At 38.5% G+C, this 19,677-nt stretch carries 15 protein-coding genes; 5 read left to right on the top strand and 10 right to left on the bottom strand.

What is annotated here, in order from left to right:
- Positions 1 to 3: 3 nt before the first annotated feature.
- The 5 genes from AXA65_RS07610 to AXA65_RS07590 all read right to left on the bottom strand — a co-directional run bounded on the left by AXA65_RS07610 (position 4) and on the right by AXA65_RS07590 (position 8,029).
- Positions 4 to 849: a helix-turn-helix domain-containing protein gene (locus AXA65_RS07610; RefSeq protein WP_063969525.1), complete on the bottom strand. Its 846-nt coding sequence runs from the start codon at positions 847 to 849 to the stop codon at positions 4 to 6.
- Positions 850 to 1,329: 480 nt separating this feature from the next.
- The gene (locus tag AXA65_RS07605) at positions 1,330 to 2,022 is read right to left on the bottom strand and encodes an AIM24 family protein (protein ID WP_063969524.1); all 693 of its coding nucleotides are present in this window, start codon (positions 2,020 to 2,022) and stop codon (positions 1,330 to 1,332) included.
- A 150-nt stretch (positions 2,023 to 2,172) separates the two neighbouring features.
- A complete protein-coding gene (locus AXA65_RS07600; protein ID WP_063969523.1) occupies positions 2,173 to 3,570 on the bottom strand; it encodes an efflux transporter outer membrane subunit in 1,398 nt (465 codons plus the stop codon).
- 65 nt (positions 3,571 to 3,635) lie between these two features.
- A complete protein-coding gene (locus AXA65_RS07595; protein WP_063969522.1) occupies positions 3,636 to 6,782 on the bottom strand; it encodes an efflux RND transporter permease subunit in 3,147 nt (1,048 codons plus the stop codon).
- A gap of 98 nt (positions 6,783 to 6,880) precedes the next feature.
- Positions 6,881 to 8,029 (bottom strand): efflux RND transporter periplasmic adaptor subunit, encoded by a 1,149-nt coding sequence (locus AXA65_RS07590; RefSeq protein WP_063969521.1) that lies wholly within the window; start codon positions 8,027 to 8,029, stop codon positions 6,881 to 6,883.
- Between the two features lie 435 nt (positions 8,030 to 8,464).
- Here AXA65_RS07590 and AXA65_RS07580 point away from each other — a divergent pair, with 435 nt between their 5' ends.
- Complete coding sequence (locus AXA65_RS07580) at positions 8,465 to 8,932, top strand: hypothetical protein (RefSeq protein ID WP_063969519.1); 468 nt, start codon at positions 8,465 to 8,467, stop codon at positions 8,930 to 8,932.
- A 97-nt stretch (positions 8,933 to 9,029) separates the two neighbouring features.
- Here AXA65_RS07580 and AXA65_RS07575 read toward each other — a convergent pair whose 3' ends face one another.
- On the bottom strand, positions 9,030 to 9,587 hold the full coding sequence (locus AXA65_RS07575; RefSeq protein WP_063969518.1) for a thermonuclease family protein: 558 nt from the start codon (positions 9,585 to 9,587) through the stop codon (positions 9,030 to 9,032).
- Between the two features lie 267 nt (positions 9,588 to 9,854).
- Here AXA65_RS07575 and AXA65_RS07570 point away from each other — a divergent pair, with 267 nt between their 5' ends.
- The 4 genes from AXA65_RS07570 to AXA65_RS07555 all read left to right on the top strand — a co-directional run bounded on the left by AXA65_RS07570 (position 9,855) and on the right by AXA65_RS07555 (position 11,587).
- Positions 9,855 to 10,499 carry a hypothetical protein gene (locus tag AXA65_RS07570; protein ID WP_218281619.1) on the top strand — a complete coding sequence of 215 codons (645 nt, stop codon included), beginning with the start codon at positions 9,855 to 9,857 and terminating at the stop codon, positions 10,497 to 10,499.
- A 79-nt stretch (positions 10,500 to 10,578) separates the two neighbouring features.
- Positions 10,579 to 11,031 (top strand): DUF5675 family protein, encoded by a 453-nt coding sequence (locus AXA65_RS07565; protein WP_063969516.1) that lies wholly within the window; start codon positions 10,579 to 10,581, stop codon positions 11,029 to 11,031.
- Between the two features lie 12 nt (positions 11,032 to 11,043).
- Positions 11,044 to 11,307 (top strand): hypothetical protein, encoded by a 264-nt coding sequence (locus AXA65_RS07560; RefSeq protein ID WP_063969515.1) that lies wholly within the window; start codon positions 11,044 to 11,046, stop codon positions 11,305 to 11,307.
- Complete coding sequence (locus AXA65_RS07555; protein ID WP_218281618.1) at positions 11,297 to 11,587, top strand: hypothetical protein; 291 nt, start codon at positions 11,297 to 11,299, stop codon at positions 11,585 to 11,587. Before AXA65_RS07560 ends, AXA65_RS07555 begins: the two co-directional genes overlap by 11 nt.
- Positions 11,588 to 11,725: 138 nt before the next feature.
- On the opposite strand, the gene AXA65_RS19755 is transcribed toward AXA65_RS07555, so the two are convergent.
- The 4 genes from AXA65_RS19755 to AXA65_RS07535 all read right to left on the bottom strand — a co-directional run bounded on the left by AXA65_RS19755 (position 11,726) and on the right by AXA65_RS07535 (position 19,604).
- Positions 11,726 to 12,211 carry a DUF6943 family protein gene (locus tag AXA65_RS19755; protein ID WP_131797789.1) on the bottom strand — a complete coding sequence of 162 codons (486 nt, stop codon included), beginning with the start codon at positions 12,209 to 12,211 and terminating at the stop codon, positions 11,726 to 11,728.
- Between the two features lie 701 nt (positions 12,212 to 12,912).
- Complete coding sequence (locus tag AXA65_RS07545; RefSeq protein ID WP_165596579.1) at positions 12,913 to 13,896, bottom strand: immunoglobulin-like domain-containing protein; 984 nt, start codon at positions 13,894 to 13,896, stop codon at positions 12,913 to 12,915.
- A 471-nt stretch (positions 13,897 to 14,367) separates the two neighbouring features.
- Positions 14,368 to 16,392: a hypothetical protein gene (locus AXA65_RS07540; protein ID WP_063969512.1), complete on the bottom strand. Its 2,025-nt coding sequence runs from the start codon at positions 16,390 to 16,392 to the stop codon at positions 14,368 to 14,370.
- A complete protein-coding gene (locus AXA65_RS07535) occupies positions 16,389 to 19,604 on the bottom strand; it encodes an AAA domain-containing protein (RefSeq protein ID WP_165596578.1) in 3,216 nt (1,071 codons plus the stop codon). The genes AXA65_RS07540 and AXA65_RS07535 overlap by 4 nt, the downstream gene beginning before the upstream one ends.
- Positions 19,605 to 19,677: the final 73 nt, after the last annotated feature.

Here is a 19,677-nt window from a genome sequence, read left to right as displayed (position 1 = left end):
ATTCTATACTTCGAACTGATGGCGGTATTGTGAAGGACTCACCTCTAAATACTTCTTAAAAAAGTGGGAAAATGAGTATTGATCACTAAATCCAAGGATTGTAGAAATCTCTGAAACCGGCTTATTAGAAGAGTTTAATAACACCTTCGCTTCATTGATCACAATAGAAGCAATAACCTGACTTGGCGACCGTCCTGTCACGGCTTTAACCACCGATGAAAGATGTCTGGTTGTAATTGACTGGCGTTCGGCGTAGAATTCTACCGTTCTGTCATTATGATGATGAGAAGCCAAATCATTGAGAAAAATGAAAACAATCTCTTCCTGTCTAGACATTTGATTCATTGCAATATTGTCTTCACTGCCTATGATGCCGGCCATTTGGTAACAAAAAACAGAGAACAAATGTTCCACCATTTCTTTTTTGTAAGTCATTTCTGTCGTGGAATCGAGAATATATTTTAAGAAATTGACGCTTTTCCAGACCACATCCATATCATCCTGATGAAAAGGAACGCCTACGTTCATCTGCTGACGAAAGTAGCGATACGTAATCAACCGGTTGAATTTCAGAGATAAGGCTGAAATAAATTCCCGTTTGTAAGAAACCATCCTCGACTGGAAATCATCGCTCACAGAAATCAGTTCATAAACCGTTTGCGGGTCGGTGACCATAAACATATTCGCTGACAACTCGAGGTCGCTGAAATGTTGTCGTAGTTTGATAGAACCGCTTCTGATAAAGAGAAAAGCAGGATTATCGGGACGGAAAGGCTTTTCGGCGGAGATTCTTTCAAAGATATTATGTTGTGTAAAAATCTCAACCCCGAATTTTTCTAAAGCAGACATAAGGCAAATTTAGTGTTTTATCAAATGATAATTGTTGGGAAATGTCAAGTGAGTTTTTGAGATTTTTGAATGGATTTTGACAGTTCGCACCTACGGAGCTCTATCAATCTTGACTATTGAGATTTCTATTGACAGGCTGCTCCGCTGGAGCTTTATCAATCTCTTCTTAAGAAATTCTATATATAGTTCACTCCTTCGGAGCTATCTAATTTTGTTAATCGTGATCTCTATTGACAGGTGGCTCCTACGGAACTTATCATTGTTGATATAAAACTGTGTTCAAAATTATCAATAGAATATAAGTTATCTCCTATCAAATCCGAAAATGAAAAACCTCAGAGAAAATCCCCTGAGGTTTTGGTAATTTATAGCCCCGATAGTAGCGGCATCCTTTTTTGTCTTTCTGCAAATGTTCTACTAATGACAAAACGCTGAAGACAAAAAAGATATAGCGGATAGCGGGATTAAGCTCCTAGTAATTTATTTTGTTACGACGTAAACTTCCTCGTAAGGCTGAATCAAAACCCAACCGTTGCCTGAGAATTTCATTTGGAATTCTTCGCCGCTTCCTCTGCCGATAAGGCTTTTCAGGGAAACGTTGGTTTTAAGTTCTGGTGTTAGGTTTCCGGACCATGCGACTGTTGCATTCGGGTCTGTGAAAACGGGTGCATCTGGCGTAACCAAAAGAGTCAAAGGATGTCCGTGTGTGGTGATAGCGATGTAGCCGGTTCCCGTAAGTTTCACTTGGAAAAGTCCGCCTGCCATAACTCCTGCAATACTTTTCAGCATTTTGATGTCGCTTTTGATGCTTTGGTCGTGGGCAAGAACGTCGTTACCGTTAACAGAGATGGACTCGTTGTCCAGATGCAGGATCCTTACCTTTTTGCCGTTGTCTGCAACGTAAAGTCTTCCTGAACCTTCTGCTTTCATCAGTTTTGTGCCTTCGCCGGAAATTGCTTTTTTGAGAAGATTACCGAGTCCGCCAGACAACATTCCTTGTCGTTCGAAATTGATGTTCCCAACGTAACCAACCATACTTCCTGCCTTTGTCCATACGGCCTGATTACTAAGATTGATCTCCAGAAGTTCTGGTTTTTCCAGTTCGAAATAGTCTTTTTCTTGCGGATTTTCTTTGGTCTCGTTGACGAAAGCTTCGATTGAAAATTTGCTCATAGTTTTATTTTTTTATGTTATACCAAACTAATAATTTTATTGACAGTATAAAAATTAAATTATTTTAAAACAGTGCAAATGATTTCTTAAAATTAAAAAATCTGACAAAAATTGTCAGACTTTAAAATATAAGGAGTAAAAATTTAGTGTCTAAAATTGTCCGCCACCAAGTGCACGATAGAATTCGGTAACGGCTTGCAATTGTTGCAATTTGTCATTAACTCCGGATAGTCTTGCTTGCAGTAAGGACTGTTCGGAAGTCAAAACATTGACGTAATTAGTATTGGATGAGTAGGTTAACAATTCTTTGTTGTATTCCAAGGCTTTTTCCAAAGACTGAATTTGGAGTTGTCTCGTGGTTTCTTTTTCTTTTGCTTTTTGATAAGACAATAAAGAATTTGAAACTTCGGAACCTGCCGTCAACAATGTCTTTTCGAATGTATAATAAGCATTCATTTTACGGGCTTCCATAATTCTGACTTGTGCTTTTCTGGTTCCCATTTGGAAGATATTTTGCGTTACCGTTCCTCCAAGTGTGTAAAACAAAGAATTAGTGAAAAAACTCTCCAAAGTTCTGGACGATAATCCCAAAGTTCCTGTGATGCTAATGGTAGGATAAACCTGTGCCATTGCCATATTTTTGTTTTCGAAAGCCTGACGGAAGGTCAATTCTGCAGCTTGAACATCGGGACGGTTTTTCAGTAGTGATGCAGGAACTCCGGTTTTCAAATCAGTGTAAACGACTTGGGAGTCGATGGAATTTCTCTCGATGGATTGTGGATTGTCATTCATCAAAATAGTCAAGGCATTTTCTGTCTGTTGGATCTGCAATTCCAAATCCGGAACCGTCAACTGCGCTGAATATAGATTGGCCTTGCTCTGCTCCACGTCTGCTCCGGTCAAATAAGCTGCATCCATCAAAAGCTCGACAGTTTCCACATCTTTTTTACGAAGTTCGATGGTTTGTTTTGTGATTTCCAACTGTTTATCCAAAGAGATCAATTGATAATACAAATTGGCGGCCTGAGCAACCAATTGCGTCTGAACTGCCCTTTTCGCTGCATCAGATTGAAGAAATCCTGCATAGGCAGACCTCTTCATAGATTTGACCCTTCCCCAAACATCTATTTCCCAACCAGTTGAAATCCCTAGTCTGTAAACCAATAGATCGGGCATTACAAAATTGCCACCTTGTGCTGCGCCACTATTTTTAGTTTCCGTAACAGAAGCAACACCGTCTAAACTTGGAAGGTTTTGCAGTTTGGATTGATTGAAAACTGCGCTAGCTTCCTGAATCCTGGTCACTGCGATTTTCAAATCCAGATTGTTTTGAATGGTCTTATTAATAATCCCTTGAAGTTTTTCATCTGTAAAAATCTGCTTCCAGGCTACATTTGCTACAGAGATACTGTCGCTATTGGTTTTTTGTCGGAAGAGATTGTCCTGTCGGCTTTGTTCAACCTCGGGGTTTTTATAAGTATCTGTGACTTTACACGAGTAAAAGAAACCAGCGACACCTGCTAATATGATTAGATTTTTTAAATTCATCTGTTAGATTTAATTTTTAAGAGGTCATATGGAACGCTTTGCGTTTCATTTTTCTCAACTTTTGGTTATTCGCTTAGTTCGCCTTCGTATTTTTCAACGTCTTTTTTGCCACTCACTTTTTCCTGCAGATACATAAATACCGCGAACAAAATCGGGATAAAGAATACACCGAAGACCGTTCCGAACAACATTCCTCCAATCGCTCCAATTCCAATGGATTGATTACCTACAGCTCCAGCGCCGGTTGAAATCGCTAACGGAATCAAACCGAAAATGAACGCGAATGAGGTCATCAAAATCGGACGAAGTCTTTGTTTCGCGCCACTGATGGCTGCATGGGCAATAGTGTAACCTTTTCTTCTAGCATCGAGGGCAAATTCTACAATCAAAATCGCATTCTTGGCCAAAAGTCCAATCAACATAATGAGTGAGATCTGCGTGTAAATATTGTTGGAACCTCCAATCCAGCTGCTGAACATCATTACTCCAGCCAAACCGACCGGCAATGACAACATTACAGCAAATGGTAAAATATAACTTTCATATTGCGCTGCCAAAAGGAAATAAACAAATACACAACATAAGATGAAGATGTAAACAGTTTGTCCTCCTGCGGTAACTTCCTCTCTCGTCAACCCAGAAAATTCGTAGCCGTAACCTTGAGGTAAAGTTTCTTTCGCTACTCTTTCTACAGTGTTGATCGCGTCTCCGGAAGAGAAACCAGGATTTGGTGTACCGTTCAGAGAGATCGCAGTAAACAAGTTGAAACGACCAATAGCCTGTGGACCGTAAACTTTTCTTGCTGTGATGAATCTGCTTAGCGGTGCCATTTCGCCATTAGAATTACGAACCTGGATCATACTGAAACTTTCCAGGTTTTCTCTATCTTCAAAAGGCGCCTGATAAATTACACGGTACTGTTTTCCGAAGAGATTGACATTGGATGCATAGACTCCACCATAATAACCTTGCATTGTCGTCAAGATATCATTGATAGAAAGTCCTGCAGCTTTGGTAGCAGCAATATCAATATCGATCATATATTGCGGATAATTCGGGTTAAACGATGTAAACGTTTTCTGAATATCTGGCTGTTGATTCATCTTATCAATGAAATCATTGGTCACTTTCGTCAGGTCAGCAATGCTTCCACCTTTTTGATCCTGGATCTGCATTTCGAAACCGGCAGCATTACCGAAACCTTGCAATGTAGGTCTTCCGAAGAAGGTCATTTTAGCATCCTTGATCCCGGCAGTTTCTTTGTACATCCTCGCAACAAAAGATTGAAGATCGGTTCCTTTATCGGTTCTGTCTTTCCAGTCTTTCATTTTTACGATGAGCATACCGTTATTGGAGCCACTTCCACTGATCATTCCTCGGCCAGAAACTTTGAAGATATGAAGAACTTCTGGTTGCTTTTTAACGATATTTTCTACCTTCTGCATGACTTCCTTCGTACGATTCTCATTGGAACCGATTGGAAGCGAAATATCCATAAAGACACCACCCATATCCTCACTTGGAACGAATGATTTTGGTGTCGTGTTCATTAGCCAAACAAAGATCCCAGCAAAAACTGCCAATCCCGCAAAGGCCATCCATTTTTTCTTTAATAAAAATAAAATCCCTCGCGTATAACGTTTTACCATCGCATCAAAAATGATGTTGAAATTGGTGAAAAATCTTTCCAGGAAATTCTTTTTCTTCTCTTCGTGAGAATGTGGCTTAAGGAAAATCGCACATAAAGCTGGACTCAATGTCAATGCGTTTACGGCTGATAATATAATAGAAATCGCTAAGGTCAATCCAAACTGTTTGTAGAAAACCCCTGCTGAACCGGAGATAAAACTCACAGGGATGAAAACCGCAGCCATTACCAAAGTAATACTGATGATCGCACCACTGATCTCGTCCATCGCATTCACGGAAGCACGAAGCGGTGATTTCTCACCCTGTTCCAGTTTGCTGTGAACAGCTTCTACGACCACAATCGCATCATCGACCACGATACCTACCGCCAAAATCAAGGCGAAAAGCGTTAATAGATTGATGGTAAATCCGAAGATACTTAGAAAGAAAAACGTTCCCACAATCGCAACCGGAACCGAAATTGCCGGGATCATCGTGGAACGCCAATCTTGTAGGAACAGGAAGACAACAATAAATACAAGGATAAACGCCTCAAACAATGTATGGATCACTTTCTCAATAGAAGCATCCAAAAAGTCATTCGCGTTCACAAGAGCCACATACTTCACACCTTTAGGAAAAGATTCCTGGGCTTTATCAAGAACCGCGACCGATTGATTAATTACATCCTGTGCGTTGGAACCGGCTGTTTGTGCTACCGCCATACCAATAGATGGATTACCATCTGTGAAACTGCTTCCTGTATAATCCTGAGCACCAAGTTCTACTCTTGCGACATCTTTCAGCCTTAAAGTTTGCCCATTCTCAGTTGCTTTGATGATGATATTATCAAATTCCGGAATCTCTGTCAATCTACCTTTATACTTCAAAGTGTATCGGAAACTCTGGTCACTTTCATCACCCAAACTTCCTGGCGCGGCTTCGATATTCTGCTCAGCCAAAAGCGTACTGATATCCGAAGGCACAAGTCCGTAAGCGGCCATTTTGTTTGGATCCAACCAAATTCTTATCGAATAATCCTTGGAACCGAAAACCGTCACATCACCAACACCTGTTACCCTTTTGATCTGCGGAACAATGTTGATATTGGTATAATTTTGAAGGAAGGTCATATCATACGCAGGATTCTCACTGTAAAGCGAGAAGATCAATACGTTGGAACTTTGCCTCTTCAAAACGGTAACCCCGGCTTGTGTCACCTCTCTAGGTAAAAGTGAGTTGGCTCTGGAAACCCTGTTTTGAACGTTTACTGCTGCAATATCAGGATCCACGCCTTGCTTGAAATAAACCGTTACCGAACCAGAACCATCATTGGTCGCAGAAGAGGTCATATAGGTCATCCCTTCTACACCATTGATCTGCTCCTCCAAAGGAACGATCACACTTTTGAGAATAACGTCGGCATTTGCACCTTGGTAACTTGTATTCACAACCACTGTTGGCGGCGCAATATCCGGATATTGGGAAACCGGCAAGGTTACAATCCCCAAAACACCGAGAATTACGATGATAATGGAAATTACGGTGGATAATACCGGGCGTTCTATAAATTTTTTAAACATATTTTTTAGACTAAAAGAAAAAAGAGGAAAGATAAAAGACTTCCAAAATTGAAAGCTTTCAAATTCTCACTTTTGACAATGATGAAATATTTGAAAGACTATTTTCTAGCGATCACGTTTTGAAGCGTCGTTTCTTTCGGGACAACCACAGTTTCGTCTTTCAGAAGACCAATTCCTTCTACAACGATCTTATCACCTTGTTTTAATCCGGAAGTCACTGCGTAAGTCAATCCATCTGGCAGGTCTTCAACTTTGACCTCGGTAGATTTCACCTTGTTGTCCGCACCGATCAGATAAACCATGATCTTACCTTGAAGTTCATAAGTCGCAGATTGAGGAACAATGAACACATTCTCCATATTATTTGGCAACTGAACGGTTGCGCTGTAACCACTTCTTATCAAACCCTTTGGATTTGGGAACGTTGCTCTCATTGAGAACGAACCTGTATTTGGATCGACCAATCCGCTGATGGATTCTATTTTACCTTTTTCGTCGTACTTGCTTCCGTCTGACAAAATCAATTCTACCAAAGGAGAATTTTTAAGCTTCTCATTGATGGTTGCACCAGTTGCGTGTTTGAAGAAGTCCAACTGTTGTTTTTCATTGATTGAAAAATAAGCGAATATTTTTGAAACATTGGAAACCGTGGTCAAAGGTTGCGTCGTAGCTGTGCTGATATAACTTCCTGCTTTGTAAGGCAAGGTTCCCACAACGCCACTCACTGGACTGTAAAGTTTTGTATAACCCGCATTGACCTGAGCATTTGTCAATTGAGCCTGAGTTTCTGCTAAAGATGCTTTCGCAGATTTGAGTGCCAATTCTGCTGACTGCAATTCGTAGGCAGAGATGATCTTCTTATCAACCAAAGGTTTGGTCTTTGTCACTTGCATTTGAGCAGTAGCAACTGCTGCTCTTGCGCTGTTCATGGTCGCTTGCGCTGCTAAAACAGATTGTTCGTACTGAGGATTTCTGATAAGAAAAAGTAATTGTCCTTTGCTGACCTGGCTGCCTTCATCGATATAGATCTTCTCCACGAAACCGTCTATTTTCGGACGGATCTCTACATTTTCTATACCTTCCAGTCTGGCAGGATATTGTGTCAAATTTTCAGCGGGACCACTTTTTGCAACGATATATTGATATGGTTGAGGCGGTAATTCTTTTTTCTCGTCTTTGTTCTCTGACTTGGAACATGATGTCAAAAGACCTAAAACAACAAAAAAGCTAAGCGCGATATTCCTCATAAATACTAATTTTTTAGATGTGTTTTCAAACAAACGTTCAAATTTATTGATTAAAAATAAAATACACCTTATGTATTCAATAATAAAATCTATCAAATATAATCAAGAAAAACTATTATTACTGATATCCAATAAGTTAAAAAATAATTTTAATGAATATTTAACATATTGTTATCAAACAAATGTTTGAAACACTTCTTCTTTTTGATTTCTTTGAAGAGAGCAATTCTTTTAAAATATTATCATTGATCTCAGTAAATATGATTACAACAAAATTATGTTCTAATAATAACAAACTACTTACCTTAATTACAGAACAAATTACCAATATCACTTATCAATATTTGATCAAAAATTTATACAATTTAAGATTAGTAGAATCGAAATTTAATTTGGATATTTGATTATCGGAATGTTTTAAACAAAAATCTACGAATGACAATTAAGCTGAAGCATTTTATCTGGTTGATTATGATTTTGGGAATTATGACCCCATTTATAAGCTATGCTGTTGTAGTTCAAATGTTTTTCTTACTGATTCCTTTCGGTATTATTTTAATAGTATCATTACCCATTTTCATTTTTAATATTTTAAAATACAAGAAGAATGTACGTAAGCAACAGTCAACTTTAATACTTTGTTTACTTCCGATTTTCTTAATATCACAAATAGTGTCAACTTTCACTGTTGATAAAATTCAAAGATTCAGAGCTAATCAAATAATTGAGAAAATTCGAGAAAAAAAGATGACAATCAACTCCAGTCCAATTAAAAATTTTGGAATCGAATACTACACATTAAGAGGCACTGACTTTATTGTTCAATATAATAGAGGTTTTTTAGTAACAGAAAAATATTATGATGAAGAAAAAGAATGGAAATCCTACGGTTGGAATGACTAGGGATAACAGATATTAATACAAGTCCGTTTGCAAAGTCCTTTTAACAGGGTACTTTCTTACTTTTTCACCTCCTTTGGTACAACATAAGTACAACAAATCAGAGAACATCGACTGACAGGTAGTTTCCGCGGTGTTGCTGCTTTGCTTCAAAATTTAACTGTTGATATTCACTAAGCATGGAACAATAATAAGAATGGCTGGCTTTTGCCCAGCCATTTGTTATTAAAAGCTCATTCAGGCATTCCCCTGAAGGCAGAATGACATAAGCCAACTGCCGCAGCCAGAAGTCGAGTTCGTTTTTCTTTTCGATGAGGAGTGTGATGCGTGTTCCAGGTGGACACATTTGGAACACGTAATCTAAACTCTGCAGTCCGAGTTCTTGTAAGAAAGCTGCAGGCAAGTGGCTTTTCGCTTCATCCTCGCGCATTTTGCGGCTCATGTGGACTTCCGGTGCATCGAGGCCGTAAAGTCGGATTTCCTTGCTTACCTGACCGAATTCTTCTCTCACGATTAATGTGTCGCCATCCAGAACCCTTTCAACGATCCAATAGGTTTCGGTAATAATCTCCGGAATCAGGAAATACTTTGTAGACGAATTTACAGTTTTGCTGACGTCCGACTGAGTGTTCTCGGGGGTAATTTCGTTGTAATGCATTGATTTACAGTATTTTGACTATTGTATTTGTAAAGATAATTCAAGAAATTTATAAGTGTCTAGACAACAGTGTTTTTCTTCAAATTATCAATTGCAAAATTTAATATTATGGCAAGACAAAAAGGTCTCATGAAGTACGTCGGAACTATCGGCGACGTGAGACATTTCAAAATCAAAGGGCAAAAAGGATTTTTTGCCGGCATGGTAGGCGGACCTACCGCAGAACAGGTAAAAACAGCTCCGGAGTTTGAGCGTACGCGCGAAAACATGAACGAGTTCGGTGGCTGCGCCATCGCCGGAAAGGCGGTGCGAACCGCTCTTTCCCAGCTGATGGGGAAATTTACCGATACCCAGGTGACAGGCAGATTAACTTCGATCATGAAGAAAATCAACCTGGAGGACGGAACGGAAGCCAGAGGTTACCGAAAGGTAGAAATCTCCACTCAGAGAAATTATCTCACCGGGTTTGAGTTCAATAAGAACCAGTCCATCAACGGTGTTTTCAATGCTCCTTATCAGGTAAATCACGATCCTGCAAGAAATACTGCAGATCTGATTGTTGAGGAGTTTCTGCCGGTGGAACTGATCGCTGCTCCTGCAGGTGCTTCGCATTTTCGTTTGCTTCATGCACTGGCTGTTATCGCAGACTTTTCGTATAACCCGGTTACCGGAACTTATGAACCGGACGACGCGGTGAACAATGAGCTGAGTGTAGTTTCCAGATCGCCGTTTATCCCGCTTAATGAAAGTTATTCCGGTGATACCATTACGGCAGATTTGCCAGGTTTACCAACTCTGGATAATACCGTTTCTGTTCTTCAGTGTATCGGGATTGAGTTCTTCCAGGAAGTAAATGGGGTTTATTATCCATTCGCAACCGGTAACTGTCTCAAAATTGAGGAAGTGTTTTAAGATGTGATCATGAAAGGGCTTCCAGAAAATGGAAGCCTTTTTTTTATCACTGATTTGTAAAATTAAAATACAATACAGAATGAAAACGAAAATAGTAAGAGTAGCACAGGGCAAAGAAAGCACCCTTTCCCATCTTTATATTGATGGCATATTTCAATGCTTTCTCCTGGAGGATAATATTCGTCAGGTAAAGATTAAAAGCAAGACCGCAATTCCGGAGGGAAAATTTCAGCTGAAAGTCAACACCACAGGTGGAATGAACAGAACGTATTCCCAAAAATACGGTGAAATGCACAAGGGCATGATTGAGATTGATGATCTGCCGACTTTCGATTTAGTGTATATCCATACCGGAAACACGATTGAACATACGGCAGGTTGTCCACTCGTCGGATTGAGTTACATCAAAAAAGACGGAGACTATCAGATCCTGCAGAGCCGCGATGCGTACCGGCTGGTTTATCCTAAACTTTTGGCGGCAGCCAAAAGCAAGGATAATCAGATTGAGATCAAGAACAATTTTCAATTTTAAAACAGAATCATCATGGGAAGTGAATTAACGTTGAGTGTGATGTTCGGTTTTATCAGCAGTGTTCTGCTGGGTATCGTTGCTTATTTCATCAAGCAGCTGCACACCGATTTCAAGAGTATGGAAAAAGATATGTCAGAAGTCAAGACCATGGCTCTGATCATCAAAACAGAATTCAAAACTTCTTACGATATCCAGAACAAGAAAGTTGAATACCTGGAACAACGGATCAATAAATTAGAAATTAACGAAATAAGAAATCACGATCATGAAAAATAGAAACCTGAATTTAGTAAGCAGAATGTCTGCACCCACTCCAAAATGGTTCCGCATTGTGCGGAATGTTGGTCTCAGTTTGTCGGCTGTCGGCGGTGCCCTTGTGGCGGCGCCGGTTGCCTTACCTGCAGCAGTAATTTCCATTGGAGGTTACTTGCTTTTAGGCGGAACCATTCTCGGTGCGGTAAGTCAGACGGCAATCAGCTCGGAAGAGTACGGCGAAAATTCCCGGAAAATTCCCGGAAAATCGTCCGGAGATCCAGCTGCAGAAGCGCTTAAATAGCACTTAAATCCCATTTTTGTAATTTATTTGGTTAGACGGCCTGTTGTAATGACAGGCCTTTTCGGTGCTTTAGATTTTGCTTGCACTCATTTGCACCGTTTTGTTAAAAGGGGTGAAATAAGTATGCTTTAAGGTGCTCTAAGGAGTGGAATAAGTGGCACTTAAAACAAAAAATTCCCTCCGGGGAATTTTTTGTTTTAAGATTGAGTAATAATATTTCTGGATGAGGGATGCGCGGAGCTGACTGAGCAGTTTGGATTGTTCTGCTTGCTTCTGTTCCAGGTCGTGGATGGATTTGATTTTGTGGATCATTTCGGGATTGCGGGTAGCTTTTTCGATGCCGGGCTGGATGAAGTTTTGCAGGAGTTTTTTCAGCTCGAAGAGCCGAAGCATTTCGATGACGCTGCCGCAGAGATAAGGGTGAAAGAATCCGTTTTTCCAGAGGGCGTAAAATGTCCAGTAAACGGTTTCCTGTTCTTCCTGGTTGCTGCAGTAGATGATAAAGCAGTTCGGGCACGGTTCGCGGAGCGGTTTTCCGGCATTTCTGCCACGGTTAAGAATAAAAATTGCCTGTTCAGGGGCTGGGCGGTGGACTGAGTACGTCCGTACTTTGTTGGTAACCATAATTTTGGGTTAAAAAATTATGCTGCGGGGAAAATTTTTCAAAAGAAAAAAAGGAAAAAAAGAAAGTGCCTAACTCTTGTGGAGGAAAAATGACATGCAATATTTTTTTGAAAAAAATATAGGCGTAGCATTTTTAACGACAATATTTTTTTCAAAAAACCCGCAAGGGCTTGATATTGTCAGGGCATTTTTCCGACGCTATAACTTTACTTTCTTTTTTTTTATTTTTTCTTATCCGGGACTTTCGGGAGGTGAAACAGGAGTTTTGCTTATTATTAAACTCCGGGAATTATAAGCGGTAATTGTCTAAATCTCTTCAGCGGAGGGAAAGACAGCGGTATGGCGGTGCGGAGGAACGATGCACCGGCATACTGCTGTGCGCGGTACCGAGAGTGGATAAACTGCCACTGAGCTTTTCCGCTGAAACAACGCAGTTTATTGACTCCCGGTACATGGCTAATTGTGAGAACGGTTTTTCTTTCAAAGCGGTGGACAGCAAGGGAAAAGACAGCTGTATGACGGTGTACCGGAGCTAAAATAAAATATGCAATTTCCGGTATGCCGGCATACTGCTGTGCGCGGTGACGGAAGCGTATAGACGGCAGGAACGAAGCGGCCGGTCACGTCCGTGAAGTGAATGCCGGCTATGTGCTGGAGTAACATGGATGAATGGAGGAAAAGTCTGGATGCAAATTGTATTGTTATGGAACTATCAGGAATTCGTCATACAATGTAAAGTCTTTCCATGCAGTTTTAATACTCTCTTCATTTCGTATGCTAAATGGTTTTGCCAACCGATAACGGCCCGGTTTGTATTTGTATTGTACCGGGCGCAGATTTAAAGAATGTTCAGAGGTTTGTGTACCTACATAAAGACTATAACCGATGTCATTTATAATCCCATCAAACGGAATCTTATTCCAATTTTTTCCATCATATTTTTCAACAGTTTGCCTTTCACCGAAGAAAATTTCATCGTAAGAATTGTTGATGATGGTGAAAGGAATTGGTTGGTTGAGTTCTGAGATCTTTACGGTGTTTTTTGACAAACTCATAAATACTTTACGTTCCATATTTTTAAATGGCGGAGTGAACACCGAGAATTCATAAGTAGCAAAATTAGTTTGATCCTGTGTAATTGAAAGAGAACTGGAATTCCTATAAGGTTTTGAAATACGGTATCTGCCAAGTCTATAGATAGAACTATAGAAGTATAAATCCGTGGGCACCATATATTCCCGACCTGGAGTCAAACTATATTGACCGCTTTTAAACTGCCTGCCGTTGTTGGTTTTATTCCAAGCGCCATTTGCATAATATTCTAATATAAAATCGTCCCCGAAAACAATAGGTTCAGAAGTATTATTCAGTATGCGTAATTTCTGTATCTGTTTGATATCAGCCAAAGGAATAGAGTCATTTTGAAAATTAATAAGAACGTTTTTGGGCAAAGAATCAACCGTCAGTTGATCGGCAGAATTTTTTACAACCGACGATGGAGGAAGGATTGCTTTTTCTGACTTATCATTCTCTGAGCCTGAATCAGTTGTTGCATTAGGAAGCTTACATGAAATAAGTAATCCCAGTATTATTGCTAAAAGTATTGCATTCTTCATTTTCAGATACTTACAATTCCTGAACCAACTAATGAAAGGTCTTGTGTTTTTAAGAGATAGCTTTTTCATTGTGTTATAATCTTGCTTAGAGGGGTTGGAAAGACAGCGGTATGTAGGGAGGTGAAAAAATGCTTGAGCGGTGGCAAAGCGGGGAAAGGGAAAGCGATGGCATGCGCATTTTTTTGTTGCCCGGAATACTGCTGTGCGCGGTGCCGAAGTGCCTATTCTGCTACTACACTTTCCGCTGAAAAAAAGCAGAATATGGACTGCAGGCACATGGACCTTTCAAGACTGGACTGTCGATTAGCGCACTGGAACGGTAAAAGGGTCTACTAAATTATAAATACATTGGCAGCTGGAAGGCGTTGGCTTGTGCGGGCTTTGCCCAAACAAACGGTAAGCATTTAACATAATTTTCAATTATAGGTGATAATGGTGCTGGTTTGCCCGTAACGAAGCGCAGTGGAGCGGAGGGCAACGGTTTGCTTAGGCAGATTGACTATAATTGCAATTATGTTATTTGCTGTGGCCGAGCGGGGATTAATTCAATGTTTTTAGTTTATTAATTTTTTGGAACAGATCTGACAGTTCCATATTGAATTCCTCTTTTAGGTAATCAAATTCTTCTATTAAATTTTCGAAACTTTCTACATATCCTTTTTTGGTGCTCTTATTAATTTTTACATTATAAAGTTTATCTACATTGAGTTTAAGGTTGCCAAATTCTTCCAGAAACACCTGTTTTCCGAATACATTTAGTGCTTCAGTTTTCTTAGTTTCCAGAACGTCTAAAATACTATCAAATTCTTCAAAACCTATATTTCTGAATGGATTTAATTTTAAATGGTCTATCGTTTTTATCTTAAGTAAAAATTCTTTTGTTATCGGATTTGGAACGGCCTGTTGCAATGAATTAAATTTCTCACACTCACGAGTAATATATTTTCCCCCAAACTTGTGCACAAAATCTTTATGCATTTCTTCTGTTTCCGGATCCCATTGAAGTTTCATCATTTGTTCCTGTCTTATATTCCTACTTCCTTTATCAACATGGTATGACAAGATATTAAAACTGCCCATATACAGTGTGTTTTCTGAATCAGTATTTCTAATCCAGACATTTTTAATATGAAATGGGGGTAAATGATGGATATAAAAATTTGAATATTTTTTTTCAAGATTGGCCAACAATTCGCCAGCCCGAGGATCAACCATAACCGCATCCTGTCTCTCCGGTTCGGAGTAACCGATGAATATTTTTGCTCCCTGCTTTAACTGCTTTTCAAAGTAATTAATGCGATATCTAATGGCTCCGTACTTTAACCATGGGCTAATAAACCAAAGTTCATTATTATTTTTATCAAATATTTTCTTCAATTCAAGTTCAAATTCGACTGTATTGAAATTTCTCTTTTGATTTTTTATCTCTTCTTTTATCTTTTCAGCACCATGAATATCGTTTGACTGAATCGCACTGTCAATCAATGTTTGTTTCTCAATTAACAGTTGCTCTTCTTCAATTTGTTCCTTGGTCTTTTTCTCATCCGTAATTTCCAATTCATCAGAAGCGAGTATAAGGCTTTCAAAAAGTTGGTTCTTGATCGCCTCTCTCTTATTAAGATCTTCTGATAACTGATCTATAATTTTTCCTTGACTTTCATCAAATACCAAAACCCGAAGTGAACTATCTTTAAAATTTTCCAAAAAGATAACCCAAACTTTCGCCTTGTATTTTTGTGCTTTCAATAAAGAAGCGTCCTGAAGGAGGTATTTTTTGTCCGGGAAATGTACTTCCGGCGCCTGCAGAATCGCAAACTGTTTAATCTGCTCTAAAGTAGCTGGAACCTGTTTTACTTCATCCTGAAGCTTTTCGCTTTTTAATTTCTTTAACTCTACTTTAGGGTTTAGTATATTTCTGCCTGTTAAGTCAAAGTATATACTGAAATCGCGGTTGAAAAAGGAATATTTTACCCCATTTTTCGCATACTCTTTACCTGTTTCGGTTAGCGATAAAGCATTGTCGTCTCCGGCGATCATGTCTTCATTTCGAAGAGATTGCAAGGATTTTTCAATAACATCATTTTCGGCAGGATTATCAACGGTATTCAACCCTAATATTTTCCCAAGTTTATTCTTAGATAAATTTTCAACGAGCAATAAATCGCAAATCACTTCATCAAAAATTGTAAACGGTACCGGTTGTGAAACTGTCCCATTATACTTTGCGATTAGAAATTCCCATTCAAAATCAGTAAAACCGACAATTCTTTCAATTAAGAGTTTTTCTTTATTTGCAGCCTCTATTACTTTTAACTGAACTGGGGTATCGACGCTTTCTTTTTTCGTAATGCCGTCAATAAAATTATTCTTATCATTTTCAGAACCAATTCCTGTTTGGTTTAGGTATGAGTTGAAATTATTCTTTACAAATTCTATTTCCTGTTCAGAAATAATTTCAGAAGTATCTTCTTTTTTGCTGTAACCATTCTGGTTCATAAATGTGATTAATTCAGAAATGGGATAATTTTGTTCGAGTGCAAACTTTGATAATTTTACAGTACTCATAATAACACATTTTCAAGTTGGGAAATATCAATTTTATGCATTTTTGAGATGGCTTTTTCATATTCTGCTTTTTGCGAAAAATGCTTTTCATTACCAATTACTATCAGCAACCTCTTAGCCCTAGAAAAACCAACATTAATACGCTGCAATTCTTTTGCAAATCCAAGCGCGTAGTTCGGCCTTATAACGTCCTGATTTTTTTCGCGTACAATTTGTCTGTTGCTTCGCACTGTAGAAATAATTACAATATTTCGTTCCATCCCCTGAAATCTATCGACTGTATTTATTCTAAAAGGCAAATAAAATTCATTTTCACTTTTAAAATGCTCGAAGTTGCTTAGTTGATTTTTATTCAAATTTTCATATATCGAATTTTTAATTGCCTGCATTTGAGGCATATAATACGTGATAATGCCAATCTCTTTATCTTCTTCTTTTTTACAATTTTTTAAATATTCATCGAAACCCTGAGCCTGAGTAAGTGCTTTGAGAACTGTTTTAACTGCATTCACTTCTCCCTGGTTTTCGAAAGAAGTTCCTACACGATTTTCTTCTGAATTTACGTTCACCCATATTGCATGATTTTTAGGAGAAATAAGTGGGGTAACTGTTAGGCCATGCCATCTGCTGGCTTTATTTGCGAAATCAGGAATATCCATTTCGTTTTTTATGCCGCAGATCAAACCATTTTCGAGTTCTTCCTGATCTTCGTAGAACTGTGAAATACAATTCATTATCTGCTCATGCATTCTAAATTGTGTATCTAAACTAGCAACGATACTTTTGGGCGCATTTTTAAAGAGTTTCTCGAATTGAGATGTTTTATAATCCGCAGTCGTCCAATCCTCTATTAATTCACGAGCTCCTAAATTTTCAAGAGCTTCACTAAATTCTTTTTCATCCAACATTGGCGGCAACTGCTTATGGTCTCCAATAATTACCACCTTCTTACCAAAAGTAAGTGGTAATACCAATTCCGGTGGTGTCGCTTTACTGGCCTCATCCATGATCACTAAATCGAACATTGGCTCGAGCGGCGCTTCACTATCGCCTGCAACGGCTGTTCTGTATGCTTCAGCAAACCTGCCGCTCCCACACTCGCTACACGTAGCTGCAAATACGTTTATATTTCTTATATAATTTTCTCTAAAAGAAGATTTTATGACCGGTTCCCTGTTTTCTAATACTTCTTTCCATTTTTTTACTGCCTTAGAAAATTTAGGATCATCGCTACATGATTTACTTACATTTTCAATCCAATTATTTACAGCGTTATCCGCAGCATATGTTTCATCGATGGAGTTGCTTTTTGCCGTATTCCATTCATTAATCCTATCGAAAGAATAGACCTTTCCTTCATCTTCAAATTTCTCGTTTCTGCCGATCCTGATTGGACGAACCAATTTTTTTCCTTTTAACCTTTCCAAAGCATTGTCAACCGCTAAGTTGGTCTGAGAAGTAATCAGAATTTTGGCTTTGGGATTATCAGATAAAACCTGCCAAATTATTTCTGCAATCACCGTTGTTTTCCCTGTCCCTGGTGGTCCTTGAATTAATGCCATGTCTTTTGCCAACAGCGTTTTTGTAACGGCTTCAATTTGTTTTTCCTGATTTTTAAGCAGCGGCTCATTAAGATTCTGTAATATTCTTGACCTTGTTTCGGCATACTCGCTTGATGAAGCAACAACCTCTTTAGGATTAAAGAGAAAATTAGAAAGGTTTAGGTTGACCGGATAACCTGCTCTTCCTCCAGGTGCAGTTACTTTACGCATCGCTTTTATCATTCTGTCAATATTCGTTAAATCGCCTGGGAAAATAGGCTTAATAAAACCTTCTTTTAATTCTTCAATTTCTAACCTTTCTTCAATTTTAGCATTCAGTTTACTTTCAAATAAATCGGTGATTCGAAAAGTAAGTTTATTTTTTACTTTTTTGCGAAGTGTACCCATGGTTAAACCTCCGAAAAATCTTGCGTCAATTCCATCTTTATCAATATTTGCCTGGAGTTCTTGCTTTTCATCGGGGTTCAAGAAAACAAAAGACTGAAACTTCACCTCTTTAAATCTTTCTTTTTCGCTTTCAGCTTCAAGATTTTCATTTTTCAAAAACTCATATTTTGTAGTACCTAAACGACTATCCACAAAAAGATCTAAAACACCCTCATATTTTTCCGCAAATTTTTTCAAGTTATCCAGTATTACGTCACGCTCATCTTCTGAGGTGAAGTTTTTAGCATATATCAGTGAGGTGTGTTTCCTGATGGTTTGACAAGCGATTCCATCTGAAATTATTTGTCTGAGTTCATTCTGGACCTTGTTTAAAATATGTTCCCGGTGCTCCTCGTTATCACAGATAAAATTTAGTTTTAATCTTCTGACATACCCTTTATTCTCAATTTTTGCAAAAGGAGCTGTGGCTCTAATTCTCTCGACCTGATTCTGGTAATCCTTTTCGGAATCGACTGTTAGTTTTACTTTGGACAAATGAACGTTGAAAAATGACTTACCAGGGAGGTCTGTGAGGGTTTTAAACTCCCGTAATTCACTGAAATTTTTCCCTTCGGAATATTTAAAAACATACCTGGTTGCTAATCTTTTAAAGTAAAGATCCGGATATTTTGTGGCTGCTATTTTATCTAACCTATCAAGGTCCAGTTTATTTGCATTTTCGTAATGGTAGATATTATCAACCTCTACCAAACCTGGAAAATCTTTAACATTTACAGGTTTAGTGGTTTCGAGACGTGAAATGCTTTTTAAGAACATGATGCCCAACTCATCAAAGAAGTCCTTCCTGATAAAACTGCTTACTGTAACATTTAATAATTTGTCATTTTTTTGAATATTTATCCGCGCCCGATCAAGATTATTTTCAATTAGTTTCCTTCTTATTTGTTCCTCTCTAAAATCAATATCATTTTTCTCGTCAAACTCAACTTTAAGTTCTAATGATTTTTCTACATCTAATGACAAAACGTCGTGATAATTGTCTTCAATAAATTTTTGCAAATGTTTTTCGTCGTTATCCCCAATTTTCAATGAATTGTCTTCCAGAATCGTAAGCTGCAATCCATAATTTTCGTAAAACTCATTGGACAGTTTATTAAGTACTTCTTCTTTATCTTCAATATCCACATAGGAAAAATCAAAAGAACCCGAAACTGTGTGTATTGGTGTATCCTCTTTCAGATCATAAAAAAGTTCCTGAGCCATTGTTTTCAGGCGGGACAGCATTTCATTATCTAAGACGGTATATTTATTAAATTCACTCGTAGTGCATTATTAA

The organism is Chryseobacterium sp. FP211-J200, from assembly GCF_001643375.1.
GTDB lineage: Bacteria > Bacteroidota > Bacteroidia > Flavobacteriales > Weeksellaceae > Epilithonimonas > Epilithonimonas ginsengisoli.
The sequence above is the reverse complement of the archived record's forward strand: the minus strand, read 5'-3'. Positions and strand labels throughout refer to the sequence as shown.